Raw genomic sequence first — 16,040 nt, forward strand, 5'->3', positions numbered from 1 at the left:
ACGAGGGGAAAAAAATGGAATGTTCACGGAAAGAAGAAATCGCTAACGCCATCACGCACGGACTCGGTGTATTGTTAAGCATCCCCGCGTTCATTCTTCTCTTCTTCTCAGCATCTAGCGATAGCTTGCGAGTCGTTAGTTTTACTGTTTTTGGAGTGAGCATGATCCTCCTATATGTTTGTTCCACCTTATTGCACTCGTTTTTTTGGCATAAGTGGAAACGCATCTTCCAAATTCTTGACCACTCGGCGATTTTTTTGTTGATCGCCGGCACGTATACGCCGTTTACACTGCTGTTGTTGCGCGGTGCACTTGGGTGGACATTGTTCGGCATCATTTGGGGACTTTCAGCTGTGGGAATTATGTTAAAAGTGTTTTTCGTCGACCGTTTTGTTATTTTATCTACTGTCGTGTATATTGCGATGGGATGGCTTGCGGTGATTGCTATTCGCCCGCTTTATGACGCGCTATATCCGTTTGGCTTTTTTCTTTTGGTTGGCGGTGGCATCCTATATACGGTCGGAGCATTGTTTTTCTTATGGAGAAAGCTTCCGTACCATCATGCGATTTGGCATTTGTTTGTACTTGGCGGCAGTGCGATGATGTATTGCTGCGTGCTTTTTTACGTATAATGAATAGAAAGACGACCGTCTTACGTGCGGTCGTCTTTGTTTTGATCGTTTTCGTATTCCTCGGCAAACTCTGTTGCCCAGCTTCCATCTCCATTCCACCGATACGCTTGTTCTTTGCTTGCCACATCAAGCACACGGTCTTCCATAAACAGATGAAAAAACGCTTCGATCGCACCAATCGCCAACGCGCAAAAAAATGAAGCGTACGCCATATAAACCGCCGGCTCGAACAGCGCGGAACTAGCAAACCAAATCAACAAAAACGCAAGCGGCACATCGGCAATTGCCGCCACCAAATTGCCAAAGCGCGGCAAAATCAATAAATCGCCGATAATATAAGCAACAGCAGCGGTTCCTGCCGTCATCATGAATATCGGAAGTAGCGGAGCATCAAAAATGGTAAAAATCGAAAGCAGCACTACACTCCATGCAATAAATTTGAACGCCAAGGGAACGACGTGTTTCATCCTATTCCTCCATTTCCAACTCACCGTTTACTGTTATCGTTCCTTTTTGGCGCTGTTTCTATTCGATCCTAAACGAAAAAACGTGCTCCGCCAAACAGCGAAACACGTTTAATGTTTGCGTTCATAAACCATAAATGCGTAATCATATGGATTTTTTTCATCTTTGATTCCTTTCGTATAGGAAACGAGCTGCCATTGTGACTCATCAAAAGCGGGATAAAACGTATCGCCGGGGAAACTCGCCTCAATTTTTGTAATATAAAGACGATCGGCAACCGGCAATGTCGCTTGAAACAGTTCCGCGCCGCCAATGACAAACACTTCATCGTCACGATTGGCGGCAAACTGGCGAACCTCTTCGAGCGAATGGAGCACCGTACATCCTTCCGCTCGAAATGACCGATTCCGTGTGACAACCACATTTTCTCTTCCCGGAAGCGGCCGCCCGATCGATTCAAACGTTTTGCGCCCCATCATTATGGCGTGTCCCATCGTTACTTTTTTAAAATACGCCAAATCGGCAGGCAAATGCCATGGCAGCCGGTTATCTTTGCCGATGACGCGGTTTTGATCCATGGCAAAAATATGTGAAATCATCGTATCTCCCCTTTATACGGCGACCGGTGCTTTAATATGCGGATGCGGGTCATAGCCGACAATTTCGAAATCCTCGAATTTGTATTCAAAAATTGAAGCAGGCTTCCGTTTGATCACCAGTTTCGGAAGCGGCCGCGGCTCTCTCGTCAGCTGCAGCTTCGCTTGTTCAATATGATTTTTATACAAATGGACATCGCCGCCGCTGAAAATCAATTCGCCAACGTCTAAACCGCACTGCTGGGCGATCATATGTGTCAGCAACGCGTAGCTGGCAATATTAAACGGCAACCCTAAAAATGTATCGACGGAGCGCTGCTGCCACATGCAAGAAAGCTTTCCATCAGCGACATAAAATTGAAACGCATAATGGCAAGGCGGAAGCTTCATCTCGTCCAGCTCCGCCACATTCCAGGCGCTTACTAATAAGCGGCGGGAATTCGGATTCCGCTTAATTTCTTCAATAATCCAGCTGATTTGATCCACCGTTTTCCCGTCCGCCCCTTTCCAAGAACGCCATTGCGCGCCGTATATCGGACCTAAATCGCCGTTTTCATCGGCCCATTCGTCCCAAATGGTAACCCCGTTTTCCTGCAGATAACGGACATTTGTATCTCCTTTTAAAAACCACAATAATTCGTAAATGATCGAGCGAATATGTAATTTTTTCGTTGTTAAAAGCGGGAAGCCTTCTTGCAAATCAAAACGGAGCTGACGGCCAAAAACGGATAATGTCCCGACTCCTGTACGGTCGTCTTTTTCTATTCCGTTTTCTAGAATATCATCCAATAGTTGTAAATATTGACGCAATGTTCTCACCTCATCTTCTATCATAAGGGACATCTCAGCGAAACACAATAAAAAAAGAGCTCATTGGCGAGCTCTTTATTTTAGATCGCGGATAAATTGATATGTTTTTGGAGCATTGGATTGCAAATGTTTGCGCGTATCCCTATTGTAGTAATAATAAGCGAACGCTTCGGCAAAATATTCTTCCGGATACGTAAGGAAATAGTAATACTGCGGAAATAGGTTCGCTGCCTCTTCTTTCCAAATCGCTCGAAAAGCAGGCGTTTCATGTATATGGTGAAACACAATGTAATCGAGCGAGTGGGCAAATTCATGCAATTCCAAATTCACCGAACCGTGGCCTTGTCCTTTCTCGCTATGGCCAATTTTGACAAGCACTAAATGCGATCCGCCCAGCCCGGGGATATCATCCCACGTAGTCGACGATGACAAATATCCGCGCGGTGTTTTTCCGCGCAAATGCCTTGCAGACGGTTCGTCGGTAATCTTTCCATTCAGCAGCTGAACGTAAATATGATGGTCTGCTGCTTTTTGCAGCAGCGATGAATCGACATGGGCGAGCGTATCTATGATTTTTTTTGCCTCCTCGCGCGGATAATCCGTTTCCGGAACAATAACCATCGTTTTTAATATACGGTACGGTGCCGTATGCTTTACGGTTATATCGCTGTCATCAAGCAAAACGCCGTGTGCCGCCGGATACGGTGAAAGCGAAAGAAGCGGAACGACCGCGATAACCGTCGCGATCAAAAAAAGAAACAGTTTCATGAAGCCTTCCCCCGCATTTTTACTGCCAATCTAATAATCTATTTTTCTGCTAACGAAAATTATAGCACACGCCAAAACAGGGGAAAATTCATAAAATAAGGAAAAAACTTCATGAAACGGTGCAAATGGAATTAGATTCTTAAAAATCGCTTATGTCCGCCATTGTGGAGGCATGTTTTTATCCCAATAAATCTTTCCAAGCTCGTAATGTGTTTGAAAACGATCATGGTACGTATGGTAATGAAACTGGAACCAATAGCCATCTTGCGGCGGATGTTCGCGTCTGACGTGGAAACGGATGATATCTTCCCCCGTGTCGATGCGATAAATATGGAAAATTCGTTCTCCCATCCCGCCCGATGGGTTTTCCGTGACCGCTAAATATTGCAGTTGTTCCTCCGGATATTGTTCGGCAAGCGACGCGATGACTTCTTCGATGCGCGGCAAAATCACATCGCGAAACTCCTCTTTAATCACCGGGGCGATTTTGCGGCCAAACTTTTCATACGATTGCACAACCGCTTTTTCCATCATTTGTTCAATAAATTGCTGCCGCGTCAAAATTGGCGCTCGCGTTTCCTGCTCGGATCCAACGGACGCCGTTTGCGATCCGCCATGACTGTTTTGCCAATCGGAAGACGGTGAATCATCCGCCGCTGGTTCGTCAGCGGCCATTAATGAAGCTGGCGGAGTAACTAGGCCAAACGTGCATACCGTGATCGCAACAACGAGCACTTTTCTCAACCATTTTGGCAGCTTCACGCCATTTCACCTCACTTTGTCGGATTCTATTTTTCTATTGTCCGCTTTGGCTGCATTGTCTGTTTACTAAACAAAAAAGCTTTTGATGAAGTGAAAGACGCCAAAAACAGCTTTGTTTTCCGGTTTCTTCAAGTTTATCGAAGTGAAATTGCAATAATTAGGCTTGGCCAAAGCTTTCATACATAGCTAACCCCGTTGCTCCATCTCCCCCGGTTTACGCATGGAAAAACGCTTTCTTTTTCCGTTTTAAATGATATATACTATGAGTATATAAATAGTGTATCATACTTTATGGAACGAAACATACCAAGAAAGGCGGGAAACAACATGAATGCGATCTTTTTTGCGGCAAGCATCATTACGATCCTTTATTTCATTTATAGCTGTATTGCGAATGCATAAGAAAAACTCGCAGAGCGACTGCGAGTTTTTCCGTTAATCGGCTTTTGTTTTCTTGCGGGCGGAGTCAAGTTCGTATGCCCCCGTTTCCGTTTGCGTTGTTCCTTGTCCTTTTACGTTTGGCGCGCTGATCCCGGTTTTCGACGGATCTTTCTTCCGCTTCGTCATCGTATGTCACCTCCACCTTTAACGTCCCCTTATGATTTTCTTTCTATTCCTTTTCATTCATCGTTCGCCTTTCATGTGCCAAAGCCAATTTTTTAAGCGAGCGTCCCCAAACAAAAAAAGGATGCCTAATAAGCATCCTATTCGCAATACTTTGCAAATGCACTCATAATGTTTTCCATTACCGTTTCCATCGATTGAAATTCAATTTCCTCGCGTGGAATAAAATGAACGACTTCTTTACCTTTTAAAAGAGCCATCGATGGCGATGAAGGGGCATAGCCAACAAAATATTCGCGCATTTTTGCGGTCGCTTCTCTATCTTGGCCGGCAAACACCGTCACTAAATGATCGGGCTTTTTCTCGCTGTTCAGGACAGCCTGCGTTGCCGCTGGTCGCGCCAATCCTGCCGCGCATCCGCAAACAGAGTTCACCACTACGAATGTCGTTCCTTCGACGTTTTCCATAAACTGTTCGACTTCCTCGCTTGTACGAAGCTCGCGGAATCCGGCGCGCACAAGTTCATCGCGCATCGGCTGCACAAGCTGGCGCATATACTCTTCATAAGCCATAGACATAACAGCAATCCCTCCCAACGTTATTCAATGCCACCAGCATACTATTTTATTTTCGAAAAATCAATCAAAATAATCATATTTACGTTGCAAACCGGTAAAACGCTGCAACCTGGATCTTTGCCATAAGCAAAAGCGCTTCGTTTCTTAAAAAATTAAACCTTGATTGTAATAAATTGAAGGACGATGGGAGCTCCTTTGGTTGGAACGTCAGCAGTCTTTAAAATCAGCATTCCTTCTTACAACAGCAGAAACAGCCGCGGGCGCGACGTTGACCATTGATGCAGCAAACTTTTTACAAGACGACGGAAACCCGGCTACGGAATTGCCGACATTAGCGACAAACAACAGTTACTATAATGTTTATATTAACGGCGTTTTGCAAATGGAGGGCATCACCACGTATACACCGGGGGCTACAGGCGTCGGATCACTTGCCATTAACGTGCCTGCCGGCGGAGATCCAATCCCGGCAAATACCCCGATTGTGCTAGAAATTGTTCAATTCGCTCCGTCATCTACAACGACTGTGACAACATAATAAAAAGCAAAAGGAACTTTACATGCATAGAAAAGGCGCGACAGGTTTTGTCGCGCCTTTTCTGCAGCATATCGCATGCGGGCATACCATCGACGAAGTCCGCTTGACATTTTTACAATGAAGCATAAACATTCGCTTCCTTTCTTTCCCCGATGGAGCCCATAATAAAACATATATTTTGTTTTCAAAAATGAAAAATTTACCGATTCGCATCCCTTTTTTCGTTTCAAGACGGGCGGCTTTTTCAGAAACATGTGGTTATTTTTCTTTTTTCCGGCTTTCTGTCATCTGTTTCCATACCGACCCTTTCGCTTCTTCGCCGCCTTCAATGCGCTCAATCGCCATTTTGACTTGCATGCTTACTTCAAATTCTGGATCGTTCTCCGCCGCTTTTAACGCCGGCAATGCCGATTCGTCGCCGACTTCGTATAAGAACATAGCGGCACGCCAACGGACAAGCTTGCTTGGGTCTTTCAGCGCCTCGATCATCACCGGAATCGCTTCCGGATCGCCAATGTCCGACAAGCAGTCGCCGGCGGTGCGACGGACGGACACCGACTTGTCTTTCAGCGCTTCATACAAATACGGCAGCACTTTTTTGCCGCCGACCATCCCTAAATACGCGGTCGCCAAGCGGCGGATCGCCACTTTTTCATCTCTCAGCGCTTTTGCGAGCACCGGTATATCGTCTTCGCTCGGATCGGCCATTTGTTCTAGCGCCGCATACCGTTTCCGCCAATCCGGATCATCGAGCATTTCTTCTGTTACTTTGATGCTCGGACGTTTTTGCGCTGTTTTTGCCTGTTCTCCGCGGCGGAACATTTGCACAATGCGCTCTAATCGTTCCGGCGGATATGCCGCGGAAAGTTCTTCAACTATTTCATTGCCGATTTCTTCAAATGTGCCGTAACGCACGCCTTTTTCAACCCATTTCCGCTCTAGCACGACATTGTCCGCATATTTTTGCGCTTCAATGACCGCATCGATAAATGGTTGCGGAAGCCCGACGCGGTGCTCCCGTTCCCCATCCGTTAATTTCACTTGCATCGGCAGCCCGTACAGCATTTGCACATATACTTTTACTTCCCCGAAGTGTTCGTTCAGCTTTTGCGTTTCTTCTTGCTCTTCTTCGACTTCTTCGCCAAACACTTCGCGCACTTTCGTTAAAATCTCTTTCCAGTCGTATTTCGGATTGCGCTCCACCGCCAAAAAGTCGGCAACATGATAAATTCCTTTTACCCCTTCGATTTTCATCAACTGCTGAATGAGAGGCGGCGCCGTCTCGACATTATCCGGCTTATAGTTATGGCTCGTGCCAAATGGCAATTCTTCATCTAGCAATACTTTCATCGTGTTCGGACTTGGAGTTGGCTCAATCGATTTAATTTTCAACACGTTTCCCTCCTCGCTTAATTTTGTACAGCACAGCAGGATAACGCGCAAAACCGCTTTTCCTACACGTGCACGCTCGCCGTTCCATGTATCCAGCAAACGCCTTCCTAATGGCCTATCTTCAGTTTCCGATGATGAAACCTCAGAATTTGTGCATGATTGGGCGGAATGCATATAATCATTTAGGCGTTGATCGGTGAAGCCAGCACTAGCCATCATAAAATTTAGCCCGCATTGTCATCATTGTTACACTGCAAAACGGATGATCCATTGACAAAAAACCGCCCTTCCTTCGTTTCGGAAAGACAGTTTTTCGTTCGCTACAACAATTTTTCAATTTCGCTTTTTAGCTCGCTCGGCTTCGTCTGTGGAGCAAAACGGGCAACAACATTTCCGTTGCGATCAATTAAAAACTTCGTGAAATTCCACTTAATCGCTTTCGTCCCGAACACTCCCGGCGCTTTTTCCGTTAAATAGCGGAAAAGAGGATGGGCTTGTTCACCGTTGACGTCAACTTTTGCAAACATTGGGAAAGTCACGCCGTAATTGACTTGGCAAAACTGTTCGATCTCTTCTTCCGTTCCCGGCTCTTGATTTCCAAATTGATTGCACGGGAAACCAAGGACAACAAATCCACGGTCGCGATACTGTTCATACAGTTCCTGCAATTCTTTATATTGAGGGGTAAAGCCGCATTTGCTTGCCGTATTTACGATAAGAAGCACTTTTCCTTTGTAATCCGCTAACGACTGTTCTTCGCCGCGAATCGTTTTCGCTGTAAAATCATAAATGCTCATCGCTTTTCACCTCTCTTTTCATCATATTGGATTTTCCGTCGTTTTTCCACTTCCGCGTCTTCACATTTGGTAAAACCGCTGCAACTGCTCAAGCGAATCGAGCATATACGGGACCATCGCCTGCAAATCATCGACGTTGTCCTCATAAATAGGGCGCCCAAATTCGATCGTAATTTCATTCATGTAGTATGCGGATGGTTCGTGATAAAAGTCATGCCGCAACGTTTGGCGAATGATGCGCTTTTCGCCCCAAATGCGACGCAACGCGCTCTCAATGAGAGAGCACGTTGCATATCGCCGAATCGGCAAGAAAAACATAACAGCAAGCTCACAGCCAGGGCGCACGGCGCGCTGGAGCAGTTCTTGCGCGATTTGTTCCAAGTCCATCGCCAGCCGAACGGAGCACGATATCGTTCGTTCTTTGTCAGACGGCAAACAAAACGTAATCGTATACGTCCGCGAAAAACGCGCCAGATCGACCATATCGCGTCGGTCTGTTACAACGATCTCCCCCGCTAAATCAAGGTCATATACCGCGCCTTCGAGCACTGTTTTCAAATTATCAAACACAGTTGGATCGAACATCCAATCTCCCCTTTTAAAATAAACCGACAGCATTGCCGTTTTCATCCACATCCATGTGAAGCGCTGCCGGCTGTTTCGGCAAGCCTGGCATCGTCATCACATCCCCTGTCAATGCAACGAGAAATCCCGCCCCAATCGCCGGTTTCAATTCGCGCACTGTAATCGTAAAGCCTGTCGGTCTTCCAAGTTTTTCTGGATCGTCGGAAAGCGAATATTGCGTTTTTGCCACGCAAACCGGCAGCTTGTCCCAGCCAAACTCGGCAAACTGTTTTATTTGTTGTTGGGCTTTTGCAGAAAACTCGACATCTTTTGCACCATAAACAATTTGGGCAATTTTACGAATTTTCTCTGGAATCGGTTCGTTCACGTCATATAAAAACGCAAAGCGATTCGCTTCGTTTGCGATGGCATTCAGCACTTTTTCGGCTAAATCGATGCCTCCTTCGCCGCCTTTTTCCCACACCTCCGTTAGCGATACGGAATATCCATTCCTATCGCAAAAATCTACAAGCGTTTTTATTTCACGGTCTGTATCATTGGCAAAGCGGTTAATGGCAATGACAAACGGCAAGCCGAACGCCTGTATCGTTTCAACATGTTTTTGCAAATTTGCTAATCCGGCTTGCAATGCCGCGACATTTTCGGCATGCAGTTCCTCTTTCGCCATTCCGCCATGCATTTTTAACGCGCGGATTGTCGCGACAATAACGACTGCTTCCGGCCGAATATGTGAAAGACGCGATTTAATATGCAAAAATTTCTCCGCCCCTAAATCGGCGCCAAAACCGGCTTCCGTTACGACATAATCGGCGAGCTTTTGCGCCATCTTTGTCGCAATGACGCTGTTGCAGCCGTGCGCTATATTTGCAAACGGCCCACCATGCACTAGCGCCGGAGTGTGCTCCACTGTTTGCACTAAATTTGGCTTGAACGCATCCTTTAACAAAAGCGTCAGCGCCCCTTCCACGCCTAAATCGCCAACCGTCACTGGCTGCTTGTCCATATTGTACGCGACGACAATACGAGAGAGACGTTGCTTTAAATCTTGCAAGTCTGTCGCTAAACAAAACACCGCCATCATTTCCGAGGCAACCGTAATATCAAATCCATCTTCCCGCGGCACCCCCTGCGCCGGCCCGCCTAAACCGACAACGACGTGGCGAAGCGCCCTATCGTTTAAATCTACGGCCCGTTTCCAGACGATGCGGCGCGGATCGATGCGCAGCTCATTTCCATGATGAAGATGGTTATCGATGAAAGCGGCCAATGCGTTATTTGCCGTTGTGATCGCATGAAAATCCCCAGTGAAATGAAGATTAATCTCGTCCATCGGCAGCACTTGCGAGTAACCGCCGCCAGTTGCTCCTCCTTTGATTCCCATCGTCGGCCCAAGCGAAGGTTCGCGCATCGCAACGATCGCTTTTTTACCAAGCCGTTGCAACGCTTGTCCCAATCCGACGGTTACAGTTGTTTTCCCTTCCCCGGCAGGCGTTGGATTAATCGATGTGACTAAGATTACTTTTCCGTCTGGTTTCGTCGCAAGTCGATTCATAATGTTTAAAGAAAGTTTTGCTTTATAGTGACCATACGGTTCCCATTCGTCTTCTTGAAGGCCTAAGCTTTCGGCAATGTCTTGAATGCGCTTCAGCTTCGTCTGTTGCGCGATTTCCAAGTCGGTCATCTGATTCGCCATTACTGCCATAATCCGTTCCCCCATCATTCAAAATGGACATAAACATATATATTTTATCATTTACACAATTTGAAAAAAATTCGTTGAATAAAATTTATAATGTTTTTATAATTAAGTTATTTAAAACTTAAAATATGAAGAATGGAGGGTGAGACTGTTGCCAATTAACATTCCGAAAGATTTACCAGCAAAAGAAATATTGGAACAAGAAAATATTTTCGTAATGGATGAGGAACGGGCGTATTCTCAAGATATCCGTCCGTTAAATATAGTCATTTTAAATTTAATGCCCCAAAAAGAAAAAACAGAAACACAGCTATTGCGTCTTCTTGGCAATTCACCGCTTCAAGTCAATGTGACGTTTTTGCGCCCGGCAACACACGAGCCGAAAACGACAAGCAAGCACCATCTTGAGCAATTTTATACGGTCTTTTCACAAATTCGCCATCGAAAATTCGACGGAATGATTATCACTGGCGCCCCTGTCGAACAAATGCCGTTTGAAGAAGTAACGTATTGGGACGAACTTACTGAAATTATGGAATGGACAAAAACGCATATCACTTCCACTCTACATATTTGCTGGGGAGCGCAAGCGGGACTTTATTATCATTACGGCATTCCAAAATACCCGCTTCCGCGAAAATGCTTCGGCATTTTCGAACATACGCTTGAAGTGAAAAACGTCAAACTGCTGCGCGGATTTGACGACGTATTTCGTGTACCGCACTCGCGCCATACCGACGTAAAGCGCGAAGATATTGAGAAAGTCCCGGAATTGATGATTTTATCTGCTTCTGAAAAGGCGGGGGTATGTTTAGTTGCATCGAATGATGGAAAGCAAATCTTTTTAACCGGCCATCCGGAATACGACGCCACGACATTAAAAGAGGAATATGAACGGGATTTAGCCAAAGGCCTGCCGATTCACATTCCAGAATCGTACTTCCCAAACGACGATCCGACGAAACAGCCGCTCAATACTTGGCGCTCACATGCAAATTTATTGTTTGTCAACTGGCTGAACTATTACGTTTATCAAGAAACGCCATATGTGTGGGAATGAGTATATTCTTTTTTTCTTTTTAAAAAATTTAATTGAATAATTGAATAAATATTGCTAAAATCGGAGTTTTCCACTTATTTCCCGTCAATTTATTATTTGTGTGGTCAAGTGTGGCCACGCAAAAAAGCGGGAGCAATCCCGCTTTTTTATTCAGCATATTTGCATAGAGCCTCGTGTACATATCCTGTTTTTTCATCCCATACATAAAAACTATATTCCCGACTAGGTTTCTCCGGTCTTCCACATTGGCTGTTTTATAGCTACATCCATAAGCCTTCGTGGCATTAAAATACTTCAAATGTTCCCCTTCCATTTTTGTTCCCATTCCACTTTCGGACTTGTGCATCGGGATACACTTAACTGAGCGGCAATATCCTTTCGTTTCCTCTCACCGCCGATTGCTTTCCATACCTCAAATGCTGCATCTCGTCTTGGGCCGCTTTGTCTTGGCATTACATCTCACCCACCTCCACCATATATCCGTTTGTTTTGCCCAACAAAAAAAAGCATCCTAAATGGACGCTTTTCCCATAAAGCATTAATTTTTTTTATTTTGACTTGGTGGTTTTGGAGGCCTCGGTGTTTTTGGAGGTTGCTTTATGCCATGGTTAATTTGGGGATTAGGGTTAATTTTTGGCATCTCTTTTTCGCTACTCATCATTTTCCTCTCCTCTCTTATCTATTTCTATAATGATTTTCGAATTAACATCAAAATTAAAATAGACAAACGACATATCATACAGTTCCCTTAATTCTCCGCTTTCGTCATCCTTAAAAACCTTGACTTGTGATAAAACAAGTTCTCTTTTATCATCTTTATGCGAAAATGCCGATACAGCACCTTGATAAACAATTTTAGATTCCAAATCACGTATATTAACCCACTCCACATCATTAGAGTTAAATAAGAATTCCCAGATATCTTCATCTCCATGCTTATTGGATATATGTAACCAGTTTGAAATTTTATATAGAATTTTTTGGTTGATGATTGCAACAAACAAAATAGCTAACAAAGCACCGACAACGGTTGAGAGGAATACTTCGATGACATTAATCTGTACATCATTGTTTAAAAGAGAATCCATAAAAGTTGATTTGAGAGTTGAATACCTACCTAGTAGTTGAGCGGAATAATTTATTAATGAAACCAATAAGAAAACTACAAAATACGAGGCTACTCCGAGTAAAAACGAATGGATAACGAAGTGAAAAAGTTGGTTTCTCCTATGGCTTGTTAAAGTATCAATTATGATAGTTGAAACAATTCCTGGCAAAAATAAAAACAGTAACCTTACAGTTAATTCAGTGAATCCTATATTACTCACCCCTTTCGCCTATTCATTTCTACAAAAGGAGATAAATTCCTGCTAATTTTCATTTAATTTCTCCTCCAAATAAAAAACCCCCGAAATGATGCTTTTATTTTTGTTGAACTTGTATTAAATATTTGAAATAATTAAATTATTAAGAAGCAATTTGAAACAAGGAAGTGATTTTAATTGAAGACAAATATAAACAAAGAGATATTTTCATGGGTGAAATCTATATTATTCTCATTGGTTATAGTTGCAATTTGTCGTTACTTCATATTTTCTCCTTCTACCGTTCACGGAGAATCGATGTTTCCAACATTTAAAGATCATGAAAAAATTATAATTAGCAAAGTTAGCAAATTAGAGCATTTCGATGTGATTGTATTTCATGCCCCGGATTCGGATGCAAACTATATAAAAAGGATTATCGGTCTTCCTGGAGATCGTATTGAAGTAAAAGATGACATACTATACATTAACGGCAAGCCTTATAAAGAACCATATTTAAAGCCTAATAGAAAGAATCTATTCCATGGCATTAAATTAACAGGTGATTTTACATTAAAAGAAATAACTGGAAAATCAGAAGTACCAAAAGGTTATCTCTTTGTAATGGGAGATAATAGATTGGTTAGCAAGGATAGTAGACATTTTAAATTCATACCGATTAAATCTGTTATTGGTGAGGTAAAGTTCAGATATTACCCTTTAAAAGAAATAGGAATTCCTGAATAAACTTATATAAGACGCCTTTTTTGATCCTCTACAGAAATTGCACAAATCATGCATAAGGATGCAACATCACATATGCAGTACATATCGATGAAATCATGCCATTTTGGCTGTTCCAATCCGTCGCTCTTTCACTTATTAAATACGCGTTCACGACGAAGCCAGCCATTGGCCTCGTTTTTAAAAAAGGAAGAACACAGCCATAGGAGCTCGCTATTGCGGCGGTGGATAGGGGAAATCCATAAGATCCCCGACTGTTCTGCTGTTGGGCGAACCTTTTTTGCTGTCATGCGCGGCATCGCCCAATACAAATTTGAAAACAATCCATTCTGGTGCTACTGCCGCATCATTTCGATCCGCTGTCGCCCACACATGAGAGAAAATGATTTCTTCAAAAGCGGTGCAGAGATGGAGCTTAATATCCTTTAAACCAATGGCATCGGGTGGACGCTCCCCACTTCGCTTGCGAATCGTAAAGACTGCTGCGAAGGTCCGTGCTGCCAATCAGCACAATTTTGGAATACCGCACTTCTAAATCTTGGAGCAGCTGTGCATGAAAAACAGGGAATCTCTGTTCGCTAAACCACTTCATCGCACGGCTTTGAAGGAACTTCACTGAGCCCGCCAGCCTGCTGAAAACGGCGAAAAACACTGCAGAATGATAATTCAAGGAATCTATGGAATAAAAATATATTTTCCAAAAGAAACATTTCAATAATGTTGTTTTCAGCACGGCGGTCTTCCGGCCACATCCGGTAATGATAGCAAGTCCATATACCGAATAATGTTTCTAAAATGGGAGCTGTTTTATCAGTCCATGCATTTCCTCTGTTCCAATGGGAATCATGAACGTGCCCACTACTGGAAGTTTTTTAGGTCACTGTATATGATTTCCAAGGCGGTGGATTTTTTTATGTGCATTTGTGCATTCGTTATGCGTTTTGCAACACATCCAATTACCCGTGGTGCTAGGATAAAATCAGACAAGCATAAAAATAGCCCTTGCGTGAGGATCTCCTTAAGATGAAAGCGCGATCAAACATTCAAAAAGAGAGTCCACATTATCTGTTTTTCTTTCCAATCAAATATCCATTCCCGGTGTTTGAAGATTGCTTACCTTCTCATCGCCCCAAGTACTTGCTTGTACGTGCCCATCAAATCAACCGGTTTGCGCACCTAGTTAAAGATGATGCCTTATTGCCGTGGTGCCCATAGCATGACGGAAACCCCTATTAAACAAATAACTGCACCAATCCAATCGTATAAATCAGGCGTTTTCTTATCAATCAACCAACCCCATAATACAGAAAGAACGATAAACACCCCGCCATAAGCAGCATAAACTCTACCAAACGATGGAAATGATTGAAATGTAGCAATAACACCATATAAAGCCAGAGATAATCCACCAAAGACACCCCAATAAAATGGCTTACCTTCTCTTAACCATAGCCAAATAAGATAACCCCCGCCAATTTCAGCGATTCCAGCAAGCACAAACAAGATAATTGCATAAAACATGTACATCACTTCCTTGAACAATTTTATTTTTATATAAGCTATTATAACGTTTCCTTATTGCATTCACCTGCTCTGTTAGTTCAATAAACAATTAAGAACAGATTATTTAAATAAAAAACGCCACCCCGATCGGAGTGACGCCCTGCTAAATAAAATATCCACGTTATCATCATAGCATGTTTGAAGCAACATAGTCTTCCATCTTTCTGCCAAAAGCCTACCGTTTTTCTTCCAATTAACAAAGAGATTTACTATAGCCCTTTATTTACTTAATGACTCGCTTAGCCCCTATATACCGGTCTTTCCAATATTTATCACTCATTTTAACCACTTTTACCCCTTTTGATGTTGCACCAATAAACGTACCATTTCCATTATAAATTCCCACAAAGGATACCTTTCCTTTTGCTCCTGTTGCATAAAACACTAAATCGCCTCTTTGTAACGCACTTTGTTTAACAAACTTGCCGACTTTATACTGTGCGGCACTCGTTCGCGGAATAGCCAATTTGGTTGCAGCATTTTTATACACATACTGAGTAAAGCCACTCGCATCAAATCCTTTTGGCGTTGTACCTCCATATTTATATGGGCTTCCTACATAGTCATTTGCTACTGCCGCGACTTCCTCCCCATAGTTAATTGTTGCTGATGCATTGGAAACGGTACCGAAGATAAATGCTACGACTAAAGATAAAATTGATAAAACTGTTAATAACCATTTTGGAACCGATAAACTTATGCTCATCTCTACTCCCCCCTTAGATTTAGAAAATGAACCTCAATTCAAATATACGGATATTAATCATTTTGATTCCTAAAGTAAAAAATTTTTGGGGGGTGCACTTGCGTGTTTAGCGTCAGAAGTTTTGTTTTTATGCTTCGGTTCCTCTATGTCCAATCTTCGGACGAGTCTTTGTAAGTCAGCGATGAAATACTCCTTCACCATTAAGCACTTGGCAAAGGATATCCGTAGCCATTGAATTTTACGCACATTTGTCTTCCCAGCTATACGTTTTCCTTACCTATGGATAGCTATCCCTATAAAGCAGGAAACTATCCTTCAGACACGACCCGTTTCTTTTGCCATTTCGTCCAAATGCAATTTTTTCATGGATATTTTTTTATATTCTTCTTTCGCTTTTCTTCTTCCTTATTGTATTGTTCTATTCTTTTTGTTTGTTTTTTATTTAGCATATACTTTTATTAGAATACATAATGACGG

General features: G+C 43.2%; 19 protein-coding genes and 1 pseudogene. 4 read left to right on the plus strand and 16 right to left on the minus strand.

The annotated features are described in order from the left end of the window. Window positions 1–14: 14 nt before the first annotated feature. Entirely contained in the window at window positions 15–632 is a 618-nt protein-coding gene (gene trhA, locus MWM02_RS10105) for a PAQR family membrane homeostasis protein TrhA (protein WP_244401926.1), read from the plus strand. Between the two features lie 20 nt (window positions 633–652). Here trhA and MWM02_RS10110 read toward each other — a convergent pair whose 3' ends face one another. From MWM02_RS10110 to MWM02_RS10140, 7 genes are all read right to left on the minus strand, one after another. Continuing rightward, window positions 653–1,099 (minus strand): YndM family protein, encoded by a 447-nt coding sequence (locus MWM02_RS10110; protein WP_064553663.1) that lies wholly within the window; start codon window positions 1,097–1,099, stop codon window positions 653–655. Between the two features lie 108 nt (window positions 1,100–1,207). Beyond that, the gene (locus MWM02_RS10115; protein WP_064553661.1) at window positions 1,208–1,696 is read right to left on the minus strand and encodes a dihydrofolate reductase; all 489 of its coding nucleotides are present in this window, start codon (window positions 1,694–1,696) and stop codon (window positions 1,208–1,210) included. A gap of 12 nt (window positions 1,697–1,708) precedes the next feature. Then, window positions 1,709–2,503: a thymidylate synthase gene (thyA, locus tag MWM02_RS10120; protein WP_064553659.1), complete on the minus strand. Its 795-nt coding sequence runs from the start codon at window positions 2,501–2,503 to the stop codon at window positions 1,709–1,711. 75 nt (window positions 2,504–2,578) lie between these two features. Next, a complete protein-coding gene (locus MWM02_RS10125) occupies window positions 2,579–3,271 on the minus strand; it encodes an anthrax toxin lethal factor-related metalloendopeptidase (protein WP_244401927.1) in 693 nt (230 codons plus the stop codon). 150 nt (window positions 3,272–3,421) lie between these two features. Further along, entirely contained in the window at window positions 3,422–4,033 is a 612-nt protein-coding gene (locus MWM02_RS10130) for a YpjP family protein (protein WP_244401928.1), read from the minus strand. A gap of 435 nt (window positions 4,034–4,468) precedes the next feature. Then, the gene (locus tag MWM02_RS10135; RefSeq protein ID WP_081260541.1) at window positions 4,469–4,600 is read right to left on the minus strand and encodes a YuzL family protein; all 132 of its coding nucleotides are present in this window, start codon (window positions 4,598–4,600) and stop codon (window positions 4,469–4,471) included. A 137-nt stretch (window positions 4,601–4,737) separates the two neighbouring features. Beyond that, window positions 4,738–5,175, minus strand: coding sequence for a BrxA/BrxB family bacilliredoxin (locus MWM02_RS10140; RefSeq protein WP_064553655.1), 438 nt, complete (start codon window positions 5,173–5,175; stop codon window positions 4,738–4,740). Between the two features lie 199 nt (window positions 5,176–5,374). On the opposite strand from MWM02_RS10140, the gene MWM02_RS10145 reads away from it, so the two are divergent. Next, complete coding sequence (locus MWM02_RS10145; RefSeq protein WP_244401929.1) at window positions 5,375–5,713, plus strand: DUF4183 domain-containing protein; 339 nt, start codon at window positions 5,375–5,377, stop codon at window positions 5,711–5,713. Window positions 5,714–5,971: 258 nt separating this feature from the next. Here the strand turns inward: MWM02_RS10145 and MWM02_RS10150 are convergent, their stop codons facing one another. From MWM02_RS10150 to MWM02_RS10165, 4 genes are all read right to left on the minus strand, one after another. Then, window positions 5,972–7,105, minus strand: a complete 1,134-nt coding sequence (locus MWM02_RS10150; RefSeq protein WP_064553798.1) for a conserved virulence factor C family protein — start codon at window positions 7,103–7,105, stop codon at window positions 5,972–5,974. A gap of 320 nt (window positions 7,106–7,425) precedes the next feature. After that, a complete protein-coding gene (locus tag MWM02_RS10155; RefSeq protein ID WP_064553649.1) occupies window positions 7,426–7,902 on the minus strand; it encodes a glutathione peroxidase in 477 nt (158 codons plus the stop codon). A gap of 60 nt (window positions 7,903–7,962) precedes the next feature. Further along, window positions 7,963–8,487, minus strand: a complete 525-nt coding sequence (locus MWM02_RS10160; protein ID WP_244401930.1) for a hypothetical protein — start codon at window positions 8,485–8,487, stop codon at window positions 7,963–7,965. Between the two features lie 13 nt (window positions 8,488–8,500). Then, entirely contained in the window at window positions 8,501–10,189 is a 1,689-nt protein-coding gene (locus MWM02_RS10165) for a formate--tetrahydrofolate ligase (RefSeq protein ID WP_064553645.1), read from the minus strand. Between the two features lie 148 nt (window positions 10,190–10,337). Between MWM02_RS10165 and metA the strand changes: the two genes are divergently transcribed. Further along, window positions 10,338–11,246 carry a homoserine O-acetyltransferase MetA gene (gene metA / locus MWM02_RS10170; RefSeq protein ID WP_064553642.1) on the plus strand — a complete coding sequence of 303 codons (909 nt, stop codon included), beginning with the start codon at window positions 10,338–10,340 and terminating at the stop codon, window positions 11,244–11,246. 294 nt (window positions 11,247–11,540) lie between these two features. Here the strand turns inward: metA and MWM02_RS10175 are convergent, their stop codons facing one another. Then, window positions 11,541–11,699: a phage terminase small subunit-related protein gene (locus tag MWM02_RS10175; RefSeq protein WP_081260538.1), complete on the minus strand. Its 159-nt coding sequence runs from the start codon at window positions 11,697–11,699 to the stop codon at window positions 11,541–11,543. Window positions 11,700–11,896: 197 nt separating this feature from the next. After that, window positions 11,897–12,574 carry a DUF6338 family protein gene (locus MWM02_RS10180; RefSeq protein ID WP_244401931.1) on the minus strand — a complete coding sequence of 226 codons (678 nt, stop codon included), beginning with the start codon at window positions 12,572–12,574 and terminating at the stop codon, window positions 11,897–11,899. A 174-nt stretch (window positions 12,575–12,748) separates the two neighbouring features. Here MWM02_RS10180 and lepB point away from each other — a divergent pair, with 174 nt between their 5' ends. Beyond that, window positions 12,749–13,297, plus strand: a complete 549-nt coding sequence (lepB, locus tag MWM02_RS10185; RefSeq protein ID WP_244401932.1) for a signal peptidase I — start codon at window positions 12,749–12,751, stop codon at window positions 13,295–13,297. 66 nt (window positions 13,298–13,363) lie between these two features. Here the strand turns inward: lepB and MWM02_RS19630 are convergent. The 3 genes and pseudogenes from MWM02_RS19630 to MWM02_RS10200 all read right to left on the minus strand — a co-directional run bounded on the left by MWM02_RS19630 (window position 13,364) and on the right by MWM02_RS10200 (window position 15,563). After that, a pseudogene (locus MWM02_RS19630) lies at window positions 13,364–14,091 on the minus strand (transposase). Between the two features lie 397 nt (window positions 14,092–14,488). Then, window positions 14,489–14,815 carry a YnfA family protein gene (locus tag MWM02_RS10195; protein WP_003250771.1) on the minus strand — a complete coding sequence of 109 codons (327 nt, stop codon included), beginning with the start codon at window positions 14,813–14,815 and terminating at the stop codon, window positions 14,489–14,491. A 265-nt stretch (window positions 14,816–15,080) separates the two neighbouring features. Then, window positions 15,081–15,563 (minus strand): C40 family peptidase, encoded by a 483-nt coding sequence (locus MWM02_RS10200; protein WP_003250775.1) that lies wholly within the window; start codon window positions 15,561–15,563, stop codon window positions 15,081–15,083. Window positions 15,564–16,040 lie beyond the last annotated feature (477 nt).

It is taken from the genome of Parageobacillus sp. KH3-4 (genome assembly GCF_022846435.1).
GTDB classification, from domain to species: domain Bacteria; phylum Bacillota; class Bacilli; order Bacillales; family Anoxybacillaceae; genus Parageobacillus; species Parageobacillus thermoglucosidasius_A.

Bases quoted from the DNA above. Each gene is read 5' to 3' on its own strand.
- MWM02_RS10175 (WP_081260538.1), bottom strand. From the start codon at position 11,699: ATGCCAAGACAAAGCGGCCCAAGACGAGATGCAGCATTTGAGGTATGG.
- MWM02_RS10165 (WP_064553645.1), bottom strand. From the start codon at position 10,189: ATGGCAGTAATGGCGAATCAGATGACCGACTTGGAAATCGCGCAACAG.
- MWM02_RS10125 (WP_244401927.1), bottom strand. From the start codon at position 3,271: ATGAAACTGTTTCTTTTTTTGATCGCGACGGTTATCGCGGTCGTTCCG.
- MWM02_RS10140 (WP_064553655.1), bottom strand. From the start codon at position 5,175: ATGTCTATGGCTTATGAAGAGTATATGCGCCAGCTTGTGCAGCCGATG.
- MWM02_RS10155 (WP_064553649.1), bottom strand. From the start codon at position 7,902: ATGAGCATTTATGATTTTACAGCGAAAACGATTCGCGGCGAAGAACAG.
- trhA (WP_244401926.1), top strand. From the start codon at position 15: ATGGAATGTTCACGGAAAGAAGAAATCGCTAACGCCATCACGCACGGA.
- MWM02_RS10160 (WP_244401930.1), bottom strand. From the start codon at position 8,487: ATGTTCGATCCAACTGTGTTTGATAATTTGAAAACAGTGCTCGAAGGC.
- MWM02_RS10135 (WP_081260541.1), bottom strand. From the start codon at position 4,600: ATGACGAAGCGGAAGAAAGATCCGTCGAAAACCGGGATCAGCGCGCCA.
- MWM02_RS10200 (WP_003250775.1), bottom strand. From the start codon at position 15,563: ATGAGCATAAGTTTATCGGTTCCAAAATGGTTATTAACAGTTTTATCA.
- MWM02_RS10115 (WP_064553661.1), bottom strand. From the start codon at position 1,696: ATGATTTCACATATTTTTGCCATGGATCAAAACCGCGTCATCGGCAAA.
- MWM02_RS10195 (WP_003250771.1), bottom strand. From the start codon at position 14,815: ATGTTTTATGCAATTATCTTGTTTGTGCTTGCTGGAATCGCTGAAATT.
- MWM02_RS10110 (WP_064553663.1), bottom strand. From the start codon at position 1,099: ATGAAACACGTCGTTCCCTTGGCGTTCAAATTTATTGCATGGAGTGTA.